Source organism: Pseudomonas sp. NFX71 (assembly GCF_048079215.1).
Classification (GTDB): domain Bacteria; phylum Pseudomonadota; class Gammaproteobacteria; order Pseudomonadales; family Pseudomonadaceae; genus Aquipseudomonas; species Aquipseudomonas fluorescens_B.
Map to the genome: position 1 here is coordinate 1,845,666 of NZ_CP182230.1, position 22,780 is coordinate 1,868,445.

At 59.1% G+C, this 22,780-nt stretch carries 16 protein-coding genes; 9 read left to right on the plus strand and 7 right to left on the minus strand.

The window, feature by feature from the left end; genetic code table 11:
- The first annotated feature begins 90 nt into the window (after positions 1–90).
- Positions 91–4,674 carry a hypothetical protein gene (locus ACM1ZW_RS08565; protein WP_416740412.1) on the plus strand — a complete coding sequence of 1,528 codons (4,584 nt, stop codon included), beginning with the start codon at positions 91–93 and terminating at the stop codon, positions 4,672–4,674.
- A 26-nt stretch (positions 4,675–4,700) separates the two neighbouring features.
- Here ACM1ZW_RS08565 and ACM1ZW_RS08570 read toward each other — a convergent pair whose 3' ends face one another.
- On the minus strand, positions 4,701–6,251 hold the full coding sequence (locus tag ACM1ZW_RS08570) for a PLP-dependent aminotransferase family protein (RefSeq protein WP_414880356.1): 1,551 nt from the start codon (positions 6,249–6,251) through the stop codon (positions 4,701–4,703).
- A 90-nt stretch (positions 6,252–6,341) separates the two neighbouring features.
- Here ACM1ZW_RS08570 and ACM1ZW_RS08575 point away from each other — a divergent pair, with 90 nt between their 5' ends.
- The 3 genes from ACM1ZW_RS08575 to ACM1ZW_RS08585 are packed head-to-tail and all read left to right on the plus strand — an operon-like array spanning position 6,342 to position 8,110.
- Positions 6,342–6,965, plus strand: coding sequence for an FMN-binding negative transcriptional regulator (locus ACM1ZW_RS08575; protein ID WP_414880355.1), 624 nt, complete (start codon positions 6,342–6,344; stop codon positions 6,963–6,965).
- A gap of 9 nt (positions 6,966–6,974) precedes the next feature.
- Positions 6,975–7,421: a GNAT family N-acetyltransferase gene (locus ACM1ZW_RS08580; RefSeq protein WP_416740413.1), complete on the plus strand. Its 447-nt coding sequence runs from the start codon at positions 6,975–6,977 to the stop codon at positions 7,419–7,421.
- 17 nt (positions 7,422–7,438) lie between these two features.
- Positions 7,439–8,110 (plus strand): GNAT family N-acetyltransferase, encoded by a 672-nt coding sequence (locus tag ACM1ZW_RS08585; RefSeq protein WP_414880353.1) that lies wholly within the window; start codon positions 7,439–7,441, stop codon positions 8,108–8,110.
- Between the two features lie 75 nt (positions 8,111–8,185).
- Here the strand turns inward: ACM1ZW_RS08585 and ACM1ZW_RS08590 are convergent, their stop codons facing one another.
- On the minus strand, positions 8,186–9,085 hold the full coding sequence (locus tag ACM1ZW_RS08590) for a homocysteine S-methyltransferase family protein (protein ID WP_017341581.1): 900 nt from the start codon (positions 9,083–9,085) through the stop codon (positions 8,186–8,188).
- A gap of 111 nt (positions 9,086–9,196) precedes the next feature.
- Between ACM1ZW_RS08590 and ACM1ZW_RS08595 the strand changes: the two genes are divergently transcribed.
- From ACM1ZW_RS08595 to ACM1ZW_RS08605, 3 genes are all read left to right on the plus strand, one after another.
- Entirely contained in the window at positions 9,197–10,018 is an 822-nt protein-coding gene (locus tag ACM1ZW_RS08595; RefSeq protein WP_017341582.1) for an ABC transporter substrate-binding protein, read from the plus strand.
- Positions 10,015–10,851: an amino acid ABC transporter permease gene (locus tag ACM1ZW_RS08600; RefSeq protein ID WP_017341583.1), complete on the plus strand. Its 837-nt coding sequence runs from the start codon at positions 10,015–10,017 to the stop codon at positions 10,849–10,851. Before ACM1ZW_RS08595 ends, ACM1ZW_RS08600 begins: the two co-directional genes overlap by 4 nt.
- A 291-nt stretch (positions 10,852–11,142) precedes the next feature.
- A complete protein-coding gene (locus ACM1ZW_RS08605) occupies positions 11,143–13,191 on the plus strand; it encodes an autotransporter outer membrane beta-barrel domain-containing protein (RefSeq protein ID WP_017341584.1) in 2,049 nt (682 codons plus the stop codon).
- 79 nt (positions 13,192–13,270) lie between these two features.
- Here the strand turns inward: ACM1ZW_RS08605 and oadA are convergent, their stop codons facing one another.
- A complete protein-coding gene (gene oadA, locus ACM1ZW_RS08610; RefSeq protein ID WP_017341585.1) occupies positions 13,271–15,079 on the minus strand; it encodes a sodium-extruding oxaloacetate decarboxylase subunit alpha in 1,809 nt (602 codons plus the stop codon).
- Between the two features lie 11 nt (positions 15,080–15,090).
- Positions 15,091–16,506 carry an acetyl-CoA carboxylase biotin carboxylase subunit gene (locus tag ACM1ZW_RS08615; RefSeq protein WP_017341586.1) on the minus strand — a complete coding sequence of 472 codons (1,416 nt, stop codon included), beginning with the start codon at positions 16,504–16,506 and terminating at the stop codon, positions 15,091–15,093.
- A gap of 190 nt (positions 16,507–16,696) precedes the next feature.
- Between ACM1ZW_RS08615 and ACM1ZW_RS08620 the strand changes: the two genes are divergently transcribed.
- Positions 16,697–17,659 carry a LysR family transcriptional regulator gene (locus ACM1ZW_RS08620; RefSeq protein ID WP_017341587.1) on the plus strand — a complete coding sequence of 321 codons (963 nt, stop codon included), beginning with the start codon at positions 16,697–16,699 and terminating at the stop codon, positions 17,657–17,659.
- On the opposite strand, the gene ACM1ZW_RS08625 is transcribed toward ACM1ZW_RS08620, so the two are convergent.
- Both ACM1ZW_RS08625 and hexR read right to left on the minus strand, forming a co-directional pair.
- On the minus strand, positions 17,601–17,810 hold the full coding sequence (locus ACM1ZW_RS08625; RefSeq protein ID WP_017341588.1) for a PA3496 family putative envelope integrity protein: 210 nt from the start codon (positions 17,808–17,810) through the stop codon (positions 17,601–17,603). The genes ACM1ZW_RS08620 and ACM1ZW_RS08625 overlap by 59 nt on opposite strands.
- Before the next feature lie 258 nt (positions 17,811–18,068).
- A complete protein-coding gene (gene hexR / locus ACM1ZW_RS08630; protein WP_008027445.1) occupies positions 18,069–18,935 on the minus strand; it encodes a transcriptional regulator HexR in 867 nt (288 codons plus the stop codon).
- Positions 18,936–19,290: 355 nt separating this feature from the next.
- Here hexR and ACM1ZW_RS08635 point away from each other — a divergent pair, with 355 nt between their 5' ends.
- Positions 19,291–19,605 (plus strand): hypothetical protein, encoded by a 315-nt coding sequence (locus ACM1ZW_RS08635; RefSeq protein WP_414884805.1) that lies wholly within the window; start codon positions 19,291–19,293, stop codon positions 19,603–19,605.
- A gap of 60 nt (positions 19,606–19,665) precedes the next feature.
- Here ACM1ZW_RS08635 and ACM1ZW_RS08640 read toward each other — a convergent pair whose 3' ends face one another.
- Complete coding sequence (locus ACM1ZW_RS08640; RefSeq protein ID WP_031319185.1) at positions 19,666–22,533, minus strand: EAL domain-containing protein; 2,868 nt, start codon at positions 22,531–22,533, stop codon at positions 19,666–19,668.
- Between the last annotated feature and the right edge of the window lie 247 nt (positions 22,534–22,780).

The window sequence follows — 22,780 nt, forward strand, 5'->3', positions numbered from 1 at the left end:
TGTACCGCCAGGCCTGTGAGGTCGCCCGATACCGTCACCTGATCAGCGCTGCGCAATCAACAGCGGCGCATCCTCAATCAGGAGACGACCATGCCCGACACCGCTTCCCCGAGTGCAGATAACATACTGACCCAACTGGTCACCGGTCCCTCGATCAGAGAGGTTGCAGCGACTGCATTGGGGCCTGCACTCAACGCGCTTTATCCGCCGTTGAAGATTGACCCGACGCTCGCCACGGTCGTCACTCCGACCTGGGTCGAGACCGGCGGCGATGTCGTGTCCGGCAGTAATCTGTATGAATCGCTTACCGATGTGTTGGTGCGGATCGGGTTGTCGGGTTCGACGGTGACACTCATCGACGGTGAACATTTCCTGACCCTGCAACCGGGCGTTGACCCGCCGGCTCAACTGCCGGTAAACATTACGGCCATCGGATCGCTGATCAATACGCTCGCTTCGCAGCTGTTCATTGCCTACCAGCAACAGCAACTTGATTACTGGAATCAGGAGACAAGCGCTTCGACCCCGCGCTGGCATCAGCTCTCGCAAGCGCTGCAGGACATCTGGAACCTCGATGAGGCCACGGACTGGGATGCCGACCAAAAAGCCATGGCCCGTGCCGTGTTCACTCATCCCGATCGGGCCACACGGCGCCAACACGACAAGTACCTGACCAAGGCCTGCCTGATCGACACAGAATGCACAGCAAACGCGGTGACCGAACATCTGCGGGTTCTGGATATCGCTGTTTTCGTGGGCACACTGGATACCCGAACCCTGGTCCTGACGCACTCGATTGCCGAAGGCTTCAAGCACTACGACTCTGTTGCGGCGCTGGGTGCCGCATTGTTTGCCCATCCTGGGTCGTCAAGTACCGGGCAGACGCTGCAATGGCGTCTGTACGAACCCGAAGGCAATTTCTTTCATCACCAGGCATGTGCGCTGATCGCACTCGAAGCCGAAGCCATCGGTGCCTTCAACTCCTTTCAGAACGCTGCACCCGCGAGTCTTTCACCGCAGATCAGCGCGGCAGCAAAAAGCTTCACGGAATTTGAAGCCCTGCCCTCGTCACGCTTCAACAAGGTTCAGGGGTTACTGACAGGCTGGTTGAACAACGCATTGTCAGCGGACCTGACCCGTTACAGCCGACACCTGATGGACCTGGCGCAGTTGCGGGAGCAGGACGCTGGAAAAACCTTCGACGAAGGCATCGCCGCACTGCCCGAATTTGCCCTGCAAACCTTGCGAGAACAGATGATCAAAGATCATCCAGCGGCTGCGAGCCTGAACCTTGAGGACGTGCAAATCAGCATCACCAGCGTCGTTGTCCTGGGCGCTGTCGTGATACCCGGCAAAACGCAGACCGTCACGCTGTCGCTGATCGAACTGGCGTTGCAAAACCTGATTGCCGTTCCGCTGGGTAACAAGACGGTGCAGTACAAAAACGGCGACCCGGTGCCCGTCTGGATGACGCCCGCCTACCTGGAGAACCTCGTCACCCAGGTGGATATCGGCGCGGTTTACCCGGCACTGATCAAGCGCAAGCTGCTTGATGACTCGCAAGAAACAGTGCGCCGACAAGCGCTCTATACGCGTCATTTACGCACCCAGTTGCCCTTGCAGGCGCTGCAACACAAGATGCGCGGCGAAGCCGGTATCGATGAACGAGGCTACCAGTACGTCAACGCGGCCCTGCAGCAAAACGCGGCCGAGCGCCGAGTGAACGGACAGGAGATTGTCATTCGCCCGTTGGCCTTCATCGCCGGCAATCGCTCCGACAGCAAGGTCGACGAAGTCGCCAACATGTTCGTCATCGGTCCGAAGTCCGCTGATCAGGGACCCTGTCTGCTCTACCGGCCATTGCTCGTCCCCTCGCTGACGCAGTACCCGAACGAGGCCAATCTGCTGTATGCGATCAAGCACGAAAAGTCCCTTCGCCAATCGGTTCTGGCGTGGCTGGCCGACGACGTGCGCTTCAACTATTCCCAGTATGTGTTTTGCGGTGAATTGCCTTCGGTCTGGACCCTGACCCAGTTGCTGGTCGATCCCACGTCAGCGCTGGGCAAGATGGGCGCGGTGTCGCTCAGTGCGGCAGCCCTTGATGACGTTTCACTGGCGCCCCTGTTCAAAGCCAACGCCAATGCCATGATGACCCTGGCTGACCGGCAATCGGTGTCCAACGCGCAAGCCCGCTGGGCGACGCTCAAGCATGGCGCATGGATGCTGTTCAACGTCGCCCTGCCCTTTCTTGGTCGCACTGCCGGGGTTGCCGGGTGGATCTGGCAGATCATGGACGACTTGCAGGCAATCACGGAGGCCAAAGAGAACGAAGACAGCGAATCCGCCTGGTCCGCCCTGACCGATTTGCTGTTGACGCTCGGCATGGTGCTGGCCCATCGAGCGGCCTCTCGCCATAAACCCGTCACGCGCCTGATCGAGAAAGTCGAGCCGCCGGTCACGCCGCCAATCAAGCCAGCGCACAAAATCACGGTCACTCGCCTGCCCGACCTCGATCAACTGCCTCATACCCATGAAACGTCTTTGCACGCCGTCGCTACGCTGCCGCCTGTCGCGTTGGGCACCTTGCTGGATGAACTGGAGATCGCCGAACCCAAGGGAATGGCCGTCGCCTCCAGCGCGCCCGGCCCTCACCAACATCTCAGCTCACTTAACGGAAAATGGTATGCGAAGGTCGGCCAACGATGGTTCGAAGTCACGCTCAACGACAATCACGACGTGCAGATCACTGACTCACGCCTGTCCCCCACGCGCGGCGGGCCGTTGTTGGTCAAGAACGCCAAAGGCGAATGGTTTATCGATACGCGGCTGAGACTGAGGGGCGGGGGCAAGGAGAGGCAACGGCTGGAACAGCAAAACAAGGAGCGCCTGGCTGAACTGAAACAGCAAATGATCGCGTTCGAGGGCCAGACCAAAAGTCGGGAAACAGAACTCAAGGAAGCCGAAAAAAAAGCGCAGGCGCCTACGGCAACCGACAACCATCGTCGCCTGTACCTTGAAATGCTCGACGCGCAGATGTCATTCATCAGCGCCAACATTGAACAGATGAAAGCGTTCAATGCTCGCGAAGCCATTCCCAATTACCGAAAAGCGATGATCAGCCGCCTGGATTTCCAGTTATCGCTGCTGGAAAAATGGTTCAACCACCAGCGCCCTGTTTTCGACAATCAGATGCGTCTCTCCCTCGATCTGCTCGACACACAGCGAACGGAAGACACGCAGACCGCCCGACAGACCTATCAACTCACGAGTGATCTGACCGCCGGTTACATCGAGAAAATCGAATTCGCGCAATCACGCTTCGAGCAACTGAACCTGCTCGGCAAAGAAGCCGTGGAAGTGATCCGTGACGTCAAGTCCAACATGCCGCCGTTCGATTTACAGGACCTCAAACTGTTCCAGATCACACTGGGCCAGGAGTTGTGCCTCGATACTTCTGTTGCAGCCACACACGAAGCACGCCCGGCGCTGGAGACCGTAGTCGAAAACGCAGCGCTCGCCATTCAGGCTTCACTGGATCTGGCCGGCGACGACGATGTGTTGCGTTTGCCGGAGCGAATCGAAGGGCTCAGTGATCTGGTGGAGCAACTCGCGATCACCGATCAGCGCATCATCGATCTGCCTGGCGAGTTTCCCGGTCAGTTCCTGCAATCACCGCTCGACCTGATGCGCCAACGTATCGACGCGTTTCAAAAAAACACGGTGAAGCACCTGGCGAGCCTGTTGCGCGAGCGACAGGCGCTTGAGCCGCAACCGGGCCCTTCCCGCCTGCCGGTCGTTCCCGCCAAGCGCATCATCAAGACTCGTTACAACGGCACGGTGGTCGGCCAACTCCGCGCCGACTCTGCGGCGGACGGATCAGAACTGATCGACGTTACGTCGACGCTGACGGGCAAAGTCATTTCGACGTTTCATGAGAAAACCCCAGGGGTATGGGTTGAAAGAGTCGCCGCGAAAGCGGTTCCTTCCGTCGTTATCCCACCGGATTTGGATGCAAGCATTGTTCAGGGTCAGGCATTGCTGGACGGGCTGGAGACGTTCATTCGCCGAACGGACGCCCATTCAAAAGGGCCGCGGCGAATTCCCGTGGAAATCGAGGAAATGTTCCATCAGCAGGCCCATCGATTGCAGGAGGTCGCCAAGGCCATCGACGAAGCGCTGATTTCCAGCAACGCCATCGATGGCGGTCCGGGATCGGCCGTCACACTGGCCAAACAACTCAATGACGCAGCAATCCGGCTCTACAGCCAGGGACGCACAACGCGAATCAGCATGACCAAGCTGCAGCCGCCTACGGCAGAGCGTGTTCAGTGGCTGCAAAGCGAAGGTCAGGTCGACATCGTCAAGAACCCCGGCCGGCGGTTGCTCAAAAACCGTAAAAAAGACTACCTCGAGGAATACGAAATTCGTGACCACACCAGCAAAAATGTTCTGTGGTATGCCCACTTTCACTATTCAGAGCCCGCATCGCCTGCACAAACTTTCACCGCGGCGCATCTGAAAACCGTGCAGCAACGGCTGCTGGGCGGCGCGTTCGAAGCTCGCAGTGCGAATGACGATCTCCATGCGATCTCGATCTATCGCAGCGAAATCAGTCCACAACTGGCAACAACACTGTTCTTCGCAAAGGTGCCGCCATCGGCGTCAAAATCGTAAGTCTTGCGTCGTTGAACCGTCACCGCTTAACGGCGCCAGACCTTTTCCAGTCGCCCGAGTGCGGTACTGATGGCCGCCTCGGGCACGGCCGCGAAACCCAGGACCAGCCCGGCACGCTGGTCCACCGGTTGCTGCGAATCCGACAGCCAATAGCTGCTCAGCGGGTTGATCTCGACATCGACGCTGGCGGCTTTTTCCACCAGTTCGTACTCGCGGGCCTGTGAATCGACAGGCACCGTCATATGCAACCCTGCCGCAACACTCGGCAGGCTGCCGATGCCCGGGATGTTCTGCGGCCAGCCGGCCAACAACGTATTGCGTCGGCTCAGGGCCGCACGGCGCATACGGCGGATGTGCCGCTGGAAATGCCCGGCGGCCATGAACTCGGCCATCACCGCTTGGGTGCTGACTTCGGAATGCCGAACGTCCACCGCTCGCCGTTGAGAAAACGCCTGCACCAGTGCGGGCGGCAACACCAGGTAACCCAGGCGCAACGCCGGGAACGCGACTTTGCCAAAGGTCCCGACGTACAAGACCCGGCCCTGTCGATCGAGTGCCGCCAACGGCGCCAGGGGGGCGCCGCTGTAACGGTATTCGCCATCGTAGTCGTCCTCGACGATCCAGCCCTGGTTGCGCTCTGCCCAAGCGAGCAATTCAAGGCGTCGCGCCAGGCTCATCACCACCCCGGTCGGGTATTGATGCGAAGGCGTGACGTAGGCCAGCCGACAATCGCTAAGCCGGGCCAATTCAGTACAGTCGATGCCCTCACTGTCCACCGCCACCCCATGCAATTTCGCACCGGCCACCGCGAACGCATGACCCGCCGCCCGATACCCCGGATTTTCAATCGCCACCCCGTCGCCCGGCTCCACCAGCAGCTGTGCACAAAGGCTAATCCCCTGCTGTGCACCGCTGGTGATCACTATTTGCTCAGCCGAACACTGCATTCCTCGCGAACTGCGCAAGTACGCCGCGATCATGCCGCGCAATCGTGCATCGCCTGCTGGATCGCCATAACACAACTGCTGCAAATCCGGTTTACGCCAGAAAGCCGCATTCAGCTTGGCCCAGACCTCGAAAGGAAACAGATCGAATGCCGGAACACCCACCCGAAATGCGCGAGGCGGACCACTCGGCGGCAGGGCCAAATGGTTCTTGTCAACGCGCCCCAGCGCCCCACTGTGGATAACTTTACTGGATGAAACCACAGGTAAATCCAGCCAATTTGTGGATAAGACTGTTGATAACCCTGTGGAAAACCCTGTGGATACTTTTGTGGATAGTTTTTTTGCCGGGAGTACGGATTGCGGTAATTGCGCGACATAGGTTCCGTCACCGACGCGCCCTTCGATAAACCCTTCGGCATAGAGCTGATCGTAAGCCCGCACCACGCTGTTGCGGGAAATCGCCAGTGCTGCCGCCAGATCGCGGCTGGCCGGCAATCGCGTGCCGCTGGCCAATCGCCCGTCAAGCACACGCAAGCGCAACGCTTGGTAGAGCTGACGACTCAGGCCCTGACGGCGATCAAGTTCGATACCCGCAGGGTTGAACGACAAGGAAAGCGGCGCATCCGTCATGACAATGGACCTATGAAATTCGTCATTAATGGCTCTTACAACAGACCAATAGCCTGCCTAGGATGAAGGCATTCGCCAAGGAGTTTTTCCATGTACAACCCCAGCGGCTTTGCCATCAAAGATCTGGACGATCTGCAGCAGCAGATACTCGGCACCCGCCTCGCCCTGGTCGTTACCCACGGCGAGCAAGGCCTGCAAGCCAGTCATCTGCCCCTGCTGTTCCGCCCGGACCAAGGTCCGAACGGCACCCTCTACGGCCACTTCGCCCGGGCCAATCCACAGTGGAAAGAACTCCACAATGGCGCCGAGGCCCTGGTGATCTTTGCCGGCGCCGACGCGTATGTCAGCCCCGGTTTTTATCCGAGCAAAGCCGAGCACGGCAAAGTCGTGCCGACCTGGAACTACGTCGCCGTACACGCGTACGGCACCGCAGAGGTTTTCACCGACGCCGACCGTCTGCTCAACCTGGTCAGTGCGTTGACCGATCGCCATGAAACCGGTCGCGCCCAACCATGGGCAGTCACCGATGCACCCGCCGATTACATCGACGGCATGCTCAAGGCCATCGTCGGGTTTGCCCTGCCGATCCAGCGCCTGGAAGGCAAACGCAAACTCAGCCAGAACCGCAGCACCACAGACATCGCCGGTGTGCGCGAAGGGCTCGCCGCCAGCCCCGATGTGCACGACCAGGCCCTTGCCCACTTGATGCGATAAGGATTGAACATGAGTCAGATTGAAATCCGCCAGGTCACCGCTGACGATCACGCTGCGTGGCTGCCTCTGTGGCAAGCCTACCTGCGCTTCTACAACACCGAACTGCCCGAGGCCGTCACCCAAAGCACCTGGCAACGCATGCTCGACTCGAATGAACCGACTCATTCAGCGTTGGCGTGGGTCGACGGCAAAGCGGTCGGCATGGTGAACTTCATCTACCATCGCTCGAACTGGAGCATCGAAAACTCCTGCTACCTGCAAGACTTGCTGGTGACGCCCGAAACCCGCGGCACTGGCGTTGGCCGCAAGCTGATCGAATTCGTCTACGCCACCGCCGAAGCGGACGGTTGCTGCAAAGTGCACTGGCTGACCCACGAAACCAACGCCACCGCGATCCAGCTCTACGAGCGTATCGCCGAACGCCCCGGTTACATCCAGTTTCGCAAAGCCATTTAAGGTTCAAGGAGAACAGCATGTCGACTTCACTCGCGGACTGGAAAGGTGTCCCGGCACCGTCCGTTAAAACCATCGAAGGTCGTTTCATCCGTCTGGAAAAACTCGACCCGGCGCGTCACGCCGACGGCTTGTGGAAAGCCCTGCAAGGCCCCGGCTCCGACCCAAAACTGTGGGATTACCTGCCTTACGGTCCATTCCCGGAGCGCAGCGCTTTCAACGACTGGCTGAACAACCACGCAGCCAACAGCGACCCGTATTTCTTCACTGTGATCGACCGGGCCAGCGGCGACGTGCAAGGCATTCTCAGTCTGATGTCGATCGTTCCGTCTCAGGGCCGCATCGAGATCGGCCACGTGACCTTCGGCGCGCCGATGCAGCGCTCGCCGAAAAGTACCGAAGCGGTTTATCTGCTGGCCAAGGAATCCTTTGCCCTGGGTTACCGGCGCCTGGAGTGGAAATGCAACAACGGCAACGCCCGCTCCAAGTACGCGGCGGAGCGGTTGGGGTTCAGTTTTGAAGGGGTGTTCCGTCAGCACATGGTGGTGAAGGGGCAGAACCGGGATACGGCCTGGTATTCGATTCTGGATTCGGAATGGCCGGCGATTGGCGCGGGGTTTGAGCGCTGGTTGAGCGATGAGAATCAGTCGGAGTCGGGACAGGTGAAAACGCTGGCTGAGTGTCGCGGGTAGATCAGCGGCGTCTGGACGAACGCCTTCGTCGAAAGGCCGCCGGAGCCAGCTCCGGGCGGCGTTCGACGATTGGCTTCACACTAATTTCTGGGCCAACACCGCAATATGCTCCGGCCCAATCCCGCAGCACCCGCCCAAATGGCTGGCGCCGCGCTTCTGCCAATCGGCCGCCCAATGCAGATAACCCGGCGGATCAAGGTCCTCACGCAACGGGTCCAGACCATCATTGGCGGTCGCCTCTTTCGGTTGCGGCGGGAAGGCATTGGCATACGCGCCGATGTGAATCTTCACCCCCAAACGCTCGAAGGTTTCCCGCGCGGCATCAATCGCCGCACCGATCACTTCCGGCTGGCTGCAGTTGAACAGCAACGTCTCGACGCCCAGCTCGGCAGCCACCGCAGCTGCTTCAGCCACAGGCTCACCGGAGCGTAAACGCGGGACTTCGTCCGTGTCTTCATCCTTCAGGGTAAACGACAGCCAGAACGGCTTGCCGTCTTTGGGCAGACCGGCGTGAATCGCTCGCGCTTCAACGATCGAACCCTGGGTTTCCGCCAGCCACACATCAACATGGGGCGCCAGGCCCTTTACCAGCGGCGTCAGCAGTTCAGCTACCCGACTGGCGTCGAACAGGTCTGGGCGGTAAGAGCCAAACAGCGGCGGCAGTGAACCCGCCACGCGGACCGGTTTGCCCGAGGCATCAACCGCGCGCCGTGCCAGCTCTCCGGCCAGCGCTGCAAGCGCCTGCCCCTCAGCAGCAAATCGCTCTTCACCAATGTGAAACGGCACCACCGCGTAACTGTTGCTGGTGATCACGTTCGCACCGCTTTCGATATAAGCCGCGTGCACCGCCTCCACGGCCTGCGGCGCTTCGCTCAAGGCCAGCGCCGACCATTCGGGCTGCCTGAATGGCGCACCTCGACGCTGCAACTCACGTCCCATGCCGCCATCCAGAATCACCGTGCTTTTTGCGCCCATATGCTTTTCACTCATATGCTTATGAAAATAACTCACTACCGGAGCCGTACTTATAACTATTTAATACGCACCATTCGGTGAATAACAACCCATTTTTATCAGGGATCGACTGTGAAACTTCAACCACTCCTGGCCTTGGGCCTGACGATTCTGACTGCCTCAACCCAAGCCTTCGGTGGCGCCACGCTGGACCGCATCGAGCAAAAGAAAGAACTGGTCGGCGTGCTGATGGAAAGCTATCCACCCTTCTCGTTCCTCAATGACCAGAACCAACTCGACGGCTTCGACGTTGATGTGGCCAAAGCCGTGGCGAACAAACTCGGGGTCAAACTGCGCCTCGAAACGCCATCCTGGGACGTGATTGCCGCCGGCCGCTGGAGCGGCCGCTACGACATTTGCATCTGCTCCATGACCCCGAGCAAGGCCCGCGCCGAAGTCTTCGACTTCCCGGTCGAGTATTACGCCTCACCTGCGGTGATCGTGGTCAACGCCAAGGACGACAGCATCCACAGTGCCAAGGATTTGAGCGGCAAGAAAGTCGGCCTCACCAGCGCTTCCAGCTATGAAAGCTACCTGAACAAAAACCTGGTGATCGAAGGCGCCGAAGACACGCAATTGCAGTACCCATTCGAGAATGTGCAAATCGCCCCGTATGACACCGACAACGTGGCGTTCCAGGACTTGGGGCTGGGTGCCGGCGTACGACTGGATGCGGTCCTTACCAACCTGGTTACCGCGCAGCCGCGACTGACCGAAGACAAACGCTTCAAGCTCGCCGGCGAACCGCTGTACTCGGAGCCAAACTCGGTGGCCATCGAAAAAGGCGACGCACAATGGGACGCCAAGGTGCGTGACGTCTTCGCGCAACTGAGACAGGACGGCACCCTGAGCAAGCTCTCGCAAAAATGGATCGGCGCCGACATCAGCAAATGACTTCCTTTCCCAACCCACCTCAGCCGCCACAACCGGCGGCTGAGTCTCGGCTGCAACGGATCTTCGGTTTTCGCACGCGGCTGTACCTGACCTGGGCGGCAATGCTGGGTCTGTTCGCCAGCTTCTTCCTGAGCTTCGACCTGAAGTTCTCGATCATCCTCGACAAACTGCCCAACCTGATCGGCCTGCACTTGGCGCCGAACGGTTTTCTGCAGGGCGCGGCGCTGACACTGTTTTTGTGCCTGTGCTCGATCCTCGCGTCGTCGCTGCTGGGCTTCATCACTGCCATTGCACGGCTGTCGAAAAGTGCTGTGGCCTTCGGGATTGCGAGTTTTTACGCCTCGTTCTTTCGCGGCACCCCTTTGCTGATCCAGATCCTGTTGATCTATCTGGGTCTGCCGCAACTCGGCATTGTGCCGGGCGCCGTCGCCGCCGGCATCATCGCCCTGTCACTGAACTACGGCGCCTACCTGAGCGAAATCTTCCGCGCCGGCATCCTCGGCGTACCCCATGGCCAACGCGAAGCCTCACTGGCGCTGGGCATGCGCGAAACCGTGATCTTCTGGCGCGTTACCCTGCCACAAGCCATGCGCACCATCATCCCGCCGACTACCAACCAATTCATCTCGATGCTCAAAGACTCGTCACTGATCTCGGTAATGGGCGTTTGGGAAGTGATGTTCCTGGCGCAATCGTATGGGCGCTCGAGCTATCGCTACATCGAAATGCTGACGACGGCGGCGGTAATTTACTGGGTGATGTCGATTGGCTTGGAGCTGATTCAGGCGCGGATGGAACGGCATTACGGGAAGGCGTATTTGAGTCGTAGCTAGGGAGGGGTTGCAGCTATCCAACCTTGCAGGAGCCCGCTTGCTGGCAATGGTGATCTCACGGACGCCATCGCCGGCAAGCCGGCCTCCTGCATGAGCTCTCGGACATTCACTGCGAATCTCTGTAAGAAAAAGCGCCTCAGCAAAAACGATAAATACAGCCACTCCCATTCGACTGTTCTTTTTCCGTTCAATCATCCGACGCCGCCCGCAATAGCTACCGGAAGCAGCCGACATCGGCGCCTGTACCCTCCCTTTTAGAGTTTGGTCTCCTGTCAACAGAGGCCAAAATCAATGCCCGTTCAACACAAATACCGACCAAAACATCTCGCCTTGGCCATAGCGCTCGCCTTGGGTTGCGCTGAGTTTTCGATTGCCGACGACAGCATTGCCGCTGCATTTGCGACACCGGTAGAAACACCGAAAGAACTGATTGCCACCCTCGACGCTTTCATGAGCGCTACCGACACTCACCCGTCCTCGATCAGGAAAGTATCTGAATGGAGCGACCTGAACCTGGACGAGCGCAATGATTTGGTCTCGGTACTGACTAAAGGGGTTTTCAAGAAGCCAGTGAATGGGGGTGCGGGCGACAACGTCCTGCAACTCAATGCAGCCAAAGGTGGCTCTGTGACTGAAACCCGGAACTTCAAGGCGCTGGAAGTCAAACAGGGTCATTGGACTGTCAGTGGTGCTGGCGCTTTCGACATCGGCACGCTGATCCGTCCCGAGGCAACGCTCATCAATAATGGACACATCATTGGCGGAGCAATCACCCAAGGCACGTTGATCAATAACCACTCGATTGGCGGCAACGTCTTCGTGGAAGAAATGGGTACATTCAGTGGCAACGGAATCGTCGGTTCGCTGAACGTGAATGGCCAGCTTATAGTCAATCGTTTGGTGGGCGCCCCAACGGTCAAGGGTGATATGAGCCTTACCAGCACTGCCGTACTGGCCTATGAGGTCAACCCTGATGGCCGTGGTGAAACGATCAAAGTCGATGGCATTGCCAGCCTTGACGATGCGACCCTGAAAATCGTCGCAGCGGGTGAATTTCCGCAAAGCAGCCAATACACACTCATTGAGGCAGGCAAAGTCGTGGGCCGTTTCGGAGACATTCAAGACAACCTGGTTTTCATGACGCCGGCATTAAATTACGACGACGAGAAAACTGTCGTCCTGACTTATGCGCGCAATGGGGTGTCTTTCGGCAGCATTGCGCCGAGCGGAAACGCTGAACGCTTTGCCGACAGCATAGAAGAACCGGCTGCCAGCCCAACCAGAGAGCAACCATCCAGCACGACAAATTCCGCCATCACCGCCCTGCTCGGCTCCGATAGGGCCACCGCCGCCTACGCCCTCGAAATTCTGGCCGGCGACAGCAACGCCAACCTCGCCAAGGCGACCTTGAACAGTGACGGTCCGATAACGGCCACTCTGCTCTCGGCTATGCGTCAGCTGGACAACGCCAGATTTTCTCACAATCAGAACAGGGCACCTCGCCTCGCCGCTGGCACCGAAACCAATGGCCGAGTCTGGCTACAGGCGTTGGGACACAGCGGAAAACTGGATCGCGACTATGACCCGTTGCAGCATTCCACCCAAGGATTGGTATTGGGCACCGACTGGCAAATCAATGAGCAGTGGCGTTTGGGCGTAATGGGGGGGCAATCCCGTACCCGCCAGAAGAGCAACGAACTCGACGGCGATCTGGACAGCTGGCACCTAGGGGCTTACGCCCTGCGCCAGAACGGACCGATGTCCCTGCGTTTGGGAGCGACACATAACAGCCACGACGGAAGCAGTGCGCGCAGGGTGGAGTTTTATGGCTTCAAGGATCGCCCCAAAGGTCGTTACGATGCCAACACCCAACAAGCCTTCGCGGAGGTGGGTTACAACTTTGGCCGCGCCAACGTCAGCATCGAACCGTTCGCCACTCTTGGATACCAACGTTACCAGCGCGACAGTTTTGCGGAAAAAGGCGGCGATGCTTCCCTGAAAGTCCACGATCAATCCGAGGAAAACGTCAACAGCACATTCGGCCTGCGTCTGGCCAAGCTCAATACGTTGCATAACGGTATGCAACTGACGCCGCGCTTGAGCGCTGGCTGGAAACACACGTATGGCAAGGTCTACACCGAAACCCGGCAACGCCTTGTCAGCGGGGGCAACGACTACAGCGTATACAGTGCGCCGCTGGATCGGAACAAACTGATGGTCGACGCGGGCATAGACCTCAGGCTTTCTGCACGCAATACACTTGGCGTGGGCGTTACGGGTGAAATGGGTAACGACACCCGAAACCACGGTATCACCGGCCAATGGCAAATGACTTTCTAACCCTCACAAACACCGGGCGAAAAAAAAAGGGGAGCACATGCCCCCCCGAGGTTTAAAGCGGTATATCGAGGCTGTTAACTCAGCCTTCGATCTCGATCAGGATTTCGCCCGGGTTCACCCGGTCGCCCTTGGCTACGTGGATGGCGGTGATCTTGCCGGCGATGGCCGCCTGGACTTCGGTTTCCATCTTCATGGCTTCGGTGATCAACACAGCCTGTCCGGCTTTGACGGTGTCACCTTCCTTGACCAGCACGTCGACGATGTTGCCTGGCATGGTGGTGCTGACGTGGCCCGGTGCAGTGGCTTGCTTGCGCTTGCTGCTGCCGCCGCTAACGAATTCGTTGAGCGGCTCGAAGACCACTTCTTCCGGCATGCCGTCGATGGACAGGTAGAAGTGACGCTTGCCCTCAGCCTTGACGCCGACACCGGTGATGTCGACGCGGTAGGTTTCGCCGTGGACGTCGATGACGAACTCGGTCGGTACGCCTTCGCCGCCGGCCGAGGCCACGCCGCCCGCTTCGGGAATCGGCAACAGCACTTCCGGGGTGAGCGTGCCTGCAGCGCGTTCTTCGAGGAATTTTCGACCGATGTCCGGGAACATGGCGTAGGTCAGCACGTCTTCTTCAGACTTGGCCACGGCGCCGATTTCGGCACGCAGCTTGGCCATTTCCGGCTTGAGCAGGTCGGCAGGACGAACGTCGATCACTTCTTCGCTACCGATGGCCTGGCGACGCAGTTTTTCATTCACGATGCCCGGCGCCTTCCCATAGCCGCCTTGCAGGTAGAGCTTCACTTCGTTGGTGATGGTCTTGTAGCGCTCACCGGCCAGCACGTTGAAGAACGCCTGGGTGCCGACGATCTGCGAGGTCGGGGTCACCAGCGGCGGGAAGCCGAGGTCTTCACGAACGCGCGGGATTTCAGCGAGCACTTCGCCCATGCGGTTCAGCGCGCCCTGCTCTTTCAGCTGATTGGCCAGGTTGGAAATCATCCCGCCCGGCACCTGGTTGACTTGCACGCGGGTGTCGACGGCGGTGAATTCACTTTCGAACTGGTGGTACTTCTTGCGCACGGCGTAGAAGTACAGACCGATCTCTTGCAGCAGTTCCAGATTCAGGCCGGTGTCGAACTCGGTGCCTTTCAAGGCGGCAACCATCGACTCAGTGCCAGGGTGGCTGGTGCCAGAAGCGAAGCTGGAGATCGCGGTGTCGATGTGATCAGCGCCGTTTTCGATCGCCTTGAGTTGGCACATCGTGGCCAGACCCGCAGTGTCGTGGGAATGGATGAAGACCGGCAGCGACTGCTCGGACTTCAATGCCTTGACCAGTTCGCCCGTGGCATACGGAGTCAGCAAGCCAGCCATGTCCTTGATCGCGACCGAGTCGCAACCCATCGCTTCCATTTGCTTGGCCTGGGCCACGAACGCGTCGATGGTGTGCACCGGGCTGGTGGTGTAGGCGATGGTGCCCTGGGCGTGTTTACCGGCGGCCTTCACCGCTTCGATGGCCACGCGCAGGTTACGCACGTCGTTCATCGCATCGAAAATACGGAACACGTCGATACCATTGACCGCAGCCTTGGCCACGAACGCCTTGACCACATCGTCACTGTAGTGGCGATAGCCCAGCAGGTTCTGGCCACGCAGGAGCATTTGCAGACGCGTATTAGGCAACGCCGCGCGCAGTTGGCGCAGACGCTCCCACGGGTCTTCTTTCAGAAAGCGTACGCAGGCGTCGAAGGTTGCGCCGCCCCAGCATTCCAGCGACCAGTAGCCGACTTTGTCGAGCTTGTCGCAGATCGGCAGCATGTCTTCGGTGCGCATGCGGGTGGCGAGCAGCGATTGGTGGGCGTCGCGCAGGATTGTGTCGGTAACGTGGATTTTCTTGGTCATTGGAATATTCCTCACAGGCCTGCGTGGGCGGCGATGGCGGCGGCGATGGCCAGGGCCAGCTCTTCGGGTTTGCGCTTGATCGAGTAGTTGGTCAGTTCAGGGTGGCTTTCAACGAAGCTGGTATTGAACTGGCCGCTGCGGAATTCCGGGTTGCGCAGGATTTCCTGGTAGTACGCGGCAGTGGTCTTGACCCCTTGCAGACGCATGTCGTCGAGGGCGCGCAAGCCACGGTCCATCGCTTCTTCCCAGGTCAACGCCCACACCACCAGCTTCAGGCACATGGAGTCGTAGAACGGCGGGATGGTGTAGCCGGTGTAGATCGCCGTGTCAGTGCGCACACCGGGGCCGCCGGGCGCGTAGTAACGGGTGATCTTGCCGAAGCTCGGCAGGAAGTTGTTTTTCGGGTCTTCGGCGTTGATCCGGAATTGCAGCGCGAAACCGCGGTGCTGAATGTCTTCCTGTTTCACCGAAAGCGGCAGGTTGGACGCGATGCGGATCTGCTCACGCACGATGTCGATGCCGGTGATTTCTTCGGTGATAGTGTGTTCCACCTGCACCCGGGTGTTCATCTCCATGAAGTACACCTCGCCCTCGGCGAGCAGGAACTCCACGGTGCCGGCGTTCTCGTAACCCACTGCCTTGGCCGCACGCACCGACAGGTCGCCGATGTAGGCGCGCTGTTCCGGGGTCAGTTGCGGGCTCGGGGCGATTTCGATGAGCTTCTGGTTACGGCGCTGGATCGAGCAGTCACGCTCGAACAGGTGCACCACGTTGCCAAAGCTGTCGCCGAGGATCTGCGCTTCGATGTGTTTCGGATTGACGATGCATTTTTCCAGGAACACTTCCGCCGAACCGAACGCCTTGGTGGCTTCGGAGATCACGCGGGGGAAAGCCTGTTCGAGTTCTTCGCGGCTGTTGCAGCGACGGATGCCGCGGCCGCCACCACCGGAAGTGGCCTTTAGCATCACGGGGTAACCGATGCGGTCGCCTTCGGTCAGGGCTTCGGCGATGTCCGCGACGTTGCCTTCGGTGCCCGGAGTGACTGGCACGCCGGCCTTGATCATGCTGCGGCGCGCTTCGGTCTTGTCGCCCATGCGGCGAATCACTTCAGCCGATGGACCAATGAATTTGATACCGCGCTCTGCACAAATGTCCGCCAGCTCGGCGTTCTCCGAGAGAAAACCGTAGCCAGGGTGCAACGCATCGCAACCGGTTTCCACGGCCAGGTTCACCAGCTTGCGCGGGTTCAGGTAACCGGCCAGCGGATCGGCACCGATGCTGTGGGCTTCATCCGCACGCTTCACGTGCAAGGCATGGCGGTCGGCGTCGGAATAGACCGCGACCGAGCGAATGCCCATCTCGGCGCAGGCGCGCACGATTCGTACGGCAATCTCACCACGGTTGGCGATCAGGATCTTTGTTATCACTTGGAGTTTCCCTTGAGCCGGTGATACCCACGACCTGCTAGACCAGGTCGACGCGTGACTAAATGTTTCGATTTAGTCGCAGCCCCACACTAGCCCTCGCAAGGGATTAACAAAAATGATTAATTATTGGGTTAGGCATAAGCAAAGACTTATAGTTGACCCATCAGCCTGGGGCGAGAGCGTGTAGAAAATGCGTAAGTCATTGATGCGTATGACATTGCGTCAATTGCAGATTTTCAATGAAGTCTGTGATTTGCGATCCTACAGCCGCGCAGCGGACGAAATGTCGCTCACGCAACCTGCCGTGAGCCTGCAGATTCGTCAACTTGAGGAGCTGATTGGTCAGCCACTGTTCGATTACGTCGGCAAAAAACTCTACATGACGGAGGCCGCCGAAGCCCTTCAACGTGCCAGCCGGGACATTTTCGGGCGCCTGGAAAACCTCGACATGCAGCTCTCGGACATGCAGGGATCATTGCAGGGCCAGTTGAAACTGGCGGTGGAATCCAGCGCCAAGTATTTCGTGCCGCACCTGTTTGCCGCGTTCAAACGCCAGCATCCCGAGGTAAACCTGCAACTGACCGTGGTTAACCGTGGGCAGGTGATTCGGCGCCTTTCCGACAACCGTGACGACCTGGTCATCATGTCCATGGTCCCGCAGGACATGGGGCTGGAGTTTCTGCCATTCCTCAACAACCCGATCGTGGCCGTCGCGCCACCGGACCATCCGCTGTGCCACATGGGGCCGCTGCGCTTGCAGGATCTCGAACCCTACACGCTGTTGCTGCGCGAACCCGGTTCGGGAACCCGACTGGCGTGCGAAGAGTATTTCAAGGAAAAACGTGTGCACTTCAACCAGACCCAGGAGGTCGCATCGGCCGAAGCGCAGCGTGAATGTGTGTTGGCGGGTCTGGGCGTTGCGCTGTTGACGCGCCACGCCCTGAACCTTGAATTGGCGACCGGTGGGTTGATCGAGCTACCGGTCGAAGAACTGCCGCTGTTTCGCAGCTGGTGCCTGGTGCAGGCCAAGGCCAAGCGGCTGTCGCCGGTGGCCCACGCATTCCTTGCGTTTATCCGCAGCGAGCGGGTGCAGATCAGCGCCCTGGTTGAGCGTTTCGACGGGAAGTTGCGGGCGCTGCCTGCCAGTAATTGAGTTCCAGGTCGGGAAAATCCCCGATCTCGGCCAGCAGCTGGCGGCGTTCGCAGCGATCTTCGATGGCGCGGCGAAATTCCATGCGGCGCTGGTCTTCTTGCTGACGACGGGTTTTGACGGCGCTGTTGCGTTCTTCGTAGGGCTGGGCCATTTCGAGTCTCCCAAGGCGAGTACGGGAGTTACAGGATGGGCGCGAGGGATGACGGTTTGGCGGCGAGCGGGTTACAAAATGATGAAGCTCACAGACTGGCGGCGAGCGCTGTGGCGAGGGAGCTTGCTCCCACTGGGCTGCGAAGCGGCCCCAAAATCATTCACAGCAACGTTCGACCCGTCGCACTGGCTCATTTACGACTGCTGCGCAGCCGAGCGGGAGCAAGCTCCCTCGCCACAGAGCCCGTGTCATCTTGAATCAATCGTCGAGCGCTTTCACCGACTTGGGTGACAGCCGCAAGCTGCGCAGGCTGCGCTTGACGCTCTTGAGGTGGTTGACCAGGCTCGGCCCGCGCGCCATGGCCACGCCCATCGCCAACACGTCGATCACCACCAGGTGGGCGATGCGCGAGGTCAGGGGCGTATAGATTTCAGTGTCTTCGTGCACATCGATCGCGAGGTTGACAGTCGACAGCTCAGCCAACGGCGTCTGGCTCGGGCACAAGGTGATCAGCGACGCGCCGCTTTCGCGCACCAGGTTGGCCGTGATCAACAAGTCCTTGGAGCGCCCGGACTGCGAAATGCAGATCGCCACGTCGGTTGGCTTCAGCGTTACCGCCGACATCGCCTGCATGTGGGGATCGGAATACGCCGCGGCCGTCAGCAGCAAGCGGAAGAATTTGTGCTGGGCATCCGCCGCCACGGCACCCGAGGCACCAAAGCCATAAAACTCGACACGCTGAGCCTGGGACATCAGCGACACCGCCCGCTGCAACTCCACCGGATCGAGCTTCTCGCGAACCTCCATCAGGGTGTGCAGGGTGGTGTCGAAGATTTTCAGGCTGTAGTCGGCGACCGAATCGTCTTCATGGATCGCAAACTGGCCAAAGCTCGCACCCGCCGCGAGGCTCTGTGCCAGTTTCAATTTCAGATCCTGAAACCCGGAACAACCGATGGCGCGGCAGAACCGCACGATGGTCGGTTCGCTGATGCCCACGCTGTGGGCCAGGTCGGCCATGGAGCTGTGCATCACCGCCGCTGGATCAAGCAGCACGTGGTCGGCGACCTTCAGCTCCGACTTGCGTAACAGGTGGCGTGACTGGGCGATGTGTTGCAGCAGATTCAAGGGGCTGGACTCTTTGTTATTGGCAGGCGCCGGGGATGTAGCAAGCTTGTAGTTATACTACATGAATTGGCTTTTTGCCTGCTCAATGCGTAACCGAATCCCTCGTTTTCAGGCGTGCGCGCTTCATGTAGCACCCATTTTCAGCGCTCCAGCGCAAACCGCAGTACACCCTTGAGACTGACAAGCCCCCCTGATCGGCCTCCTCGAAACCTTCGGAACTTAGTTACCCAAACAACAAATTTATTAAACACTCAAACTTACAAATACAACTAAGAACCTTCTTCCAAAAACAACTCCACCTAGTTACTTTGATCGTGCAGGACGCAATCAAACTTAATTACAGGAGTTACACACTATGACCATTAAAACCAAAAACTGGACCGCACAGATCGACCGCATGCCTGGCGCAGCTTCTTTCCGCGCCTCCGGTACCGTAACCGTTGCACACACGGGCATTACCCCTAAACTGGTGATGACTGCGATGCAGGATAAGTCCTTTGACTTGCGATTGGAGTTGCTTCTTGAAAACTCCAGCGAAGTTTCGCTGCAAGTTGAAACAGACAAAGTTGTCGAATATAAATCGCTGGGCAATTCCAATGTTTCGGGTGTGAGCATCTTCTATAAAGGTGAAAAAATTCACCACATCGACGACGTTCTGATTACAAACTAAGTCTATAAATACCTTCCCGTCACTTTGCGTGGCGGGAAGGTTGGATTGAGCGGCGTATTTTCAGTCGACGGATTGCGCGCGCAGCAGGTCCGCCAACCCACCCGCTTCTATCGGGCGACTGATCAGATACCCCTGCACTTCATCACAACGCTCAGCCTTCAAGAATTCAAGCTGCTCCGGCCGCTCCACACCTTCGGCGACTACCTTCAACGACAACCCGTGAGCCATCGCAATGATCGCCCGGGTGATCGCGGCATCCACACTGCCCTCCCCCAGACCGCGGATAAACGCCTGATCGATCTTCACGTAATCCACCGGAATACGCTTGAGGTAGCTCAGGGATGAATACCCGGTGCCAAAATCGTCGATGGCCAGTTTCACCCCAAGATCACGCAACTGCTGGAAGGTAGCGATGATATGTTCGACGCTGTCCAGCAACTGGCTTTCCGTGAGTTCCAGTTCGAGGTAGTGCGGCGCCAGGCCGGTTTCCTCCAAGACCTGACGCACCAGGCTGACCAGCTTGCCCTGCCGCAACTGATGCACCGACAAATTGACCGACACCCGAATCGGTTCCAGCCCCTGACGCTGCCATTCGCAGGCCTGCCAGCATGCCTGGCGCAACACAAACTCGCCGATCGGGCCGATCAGGCCGGTCTCCTCGGCCAGGCCGATAAAATCTCCTGGCGGCACGCTGCCCATGGTCGGATGATCCCAGCGCACCAAGGCCTCGGCCGCATTCAGCCGGCCCGTGGCGAGGCAAAGCTTGGGTTGATAAAACACCTTCAGCTGTTTCTCTTCGATGGCTTTACGCAACTGGTTTTCCAGCTGCAAGCGCTCGAGCGTGCTGGCTTGCAGGCTATCGGTGTAGAACTGGAAATTGTTGCCGCCCAGGTGTTTGGCATGTTGCATGGCCATGTTCGACTGGCTCACCAGCGCAGAGATTTCCCGGGCGTTGTCCGGCAACATGCTGATGCCCATGGAGGCACTGACGACCAACTCATGCCCTTCAACGGTCACCGGCACACGCAATTTGGACGACAGTCGCGTCGCCACTCGCGCCAGGCTTGAGAGGCTGCCGTAAGCATCGAACAACACCGCGAACTCATCGCCGGACAATCGCGCAATGGTGTCTGCTTCCGGCAAAGCATTGACCAGCCGTCGAGCCATCTTCTGCAACAACTGGTCGGCAATTTCATGACCCAGGCTGTCGTTGAGTAACTTGAAACGGTCCAGGTTGATGTGCAACAACGCCAGACTGCGCCCGCCCTGGCGCACGCGCTGATGGGCTTCACGCAACCGTTCGCGGAACAACGAACGATTGGCCAGGCCGGTCAGTTCGTCGTAGTGGGTCAGGTAGCGCATGCGCTCCTCGGATTCGCGCCGCGCCGATAGATCGGCGAAGAAACCGACGATATGGCTGACATTTCCCCGCATATCGCGCACGGCGTTCAATTGCAGCCATTGCGGATACAGCTCGCCGTTCTTGCGGGTTTCCACCAGTTCGCCCTGCCAACTGCCGTGCTGCTCCAGGGCCTGATGAATCGCCCCATAGTGGCGGCGGGCGTCGCGACTGCACGGCAACTCCACCACATTGCGCCCGAGCATGTCGTCGATGTCATAACCCGTTAAGCGGCTGAACGCTTGATTGACCGCGATGAGTGCGTAATTCGGATCGAAAATCATGATGCCTTCACTGGCCGCCTCGAACACCGTCGCCGCCAATTGCTGTTGCGCTTCCTGGCTCTTGCTGGCACTGATGTCGCGCCGGGTGCCGACCATGCGGAGCACCCGGCCGCTTTCGCTGCGCTCAACCGCTCGACCGCGGTCCTCGATCCAGACCCAATGACCATCGCCATGGCGCACGCGGTACTCAATCTGATAGTCCTCGCTACGCCCCTTCAGATGCTCGACCAGCGCGCGCTTCAGCGACGGTAAATCCTCGGGATGCAGGCGCGGCTTGAGGTGCCGCAGCATGGCCGTCACGAATTCCGGCTCCAGGCCGAACAATTCCTGAATATGGGTGTGATGGACTTCGTCGGTCTGCAGGTTCCAGTCCCATAGCCCCAGCTCACTGGCCTTCAACGCCAGTGCCAGGCGCGCCTCGCTTTTGCTCAAGGCCTGATTGGCCGCATCCAGCTCCAGGCTGCGCTGGGCGACGCGGCTTTCCAGCCCGATCTGAATTTCTCGCAACTCGTCTTCGGCACGACGGCGCTGATCGATTTCTTTAGCCAGATCGTGGTTCAGCTGGTCGCTACGGCTCTGAGCCTGCTGCAAGTGTTCGATCAGTGCCTGATTCTGGAAGCGGCGCAACAACCCGCGGTCAATCAGCCGATTGACCTGCCAGGCGACCACGCTCAACGCCCCCAGCAAAATCAGCCCGAACCAGCCCCAGCCCTGCTCTTGCGTGTCGCCGCCCCAGAACAGATAGGCGATGGCGGGCAACAGACAGGGCAAGGTAAAGGATAGAAACGCCGGCAGACTGACCGCGTAGGCCACGCTGGCCGAGAGGGCTGCCGCGCCGATCAGGCCGAACACCCAGGCTTGCTGGATGAAATTGTCGGCCGGCACCAGCGCAATGCCGGCGCCGGCCAGGGTCAGGCCGGTCATGGCCGAACCCAGCAAAAACATGCGTCGCCAGACCGGATGCGCCTGGCGATTGGGGATGGCGGAATCGAAGGCCGCGACCTGGATCACCCGCAATGCTACCAGCGACAACAACCATATCAGCCAGATGCTGACCAGAAAGTAGCGCCGCGGACTCCAGAGTAATCCCGCGCACACCAGGCCATTGATCAGCATGAACAGCGTCGGCAGCAGCGAGCCCTGGTAAAGCAGGCGCGTGCGCTCGACCGCCATTTCCATGGCGTACTGTTTGCGGATAACCCGGGGCTCCACGGAAGGGCCCGACAGGTCGGAGCTGAGGGTCATAGGCAATGTTCTTGTTCTTATAATGATGAGCATGAGCCCGAAACGTGAACGGAGCATACACAAGCCAATGCCCTTACCAAACTGCTCCAGATCATAATTTTTACGAAAGCCCGGACCCCTTTTGCCCCCTGAAAACGCTGGAAGCGAGCCCCGCCAGCGCTTGCAGCCAGTGACCGACCGGTCGTCTTGCGCGTATCTTTCATCGGCTAAAGCAAAGCGGGGTTTGCCCGGTGTGACCTGGCCCCCT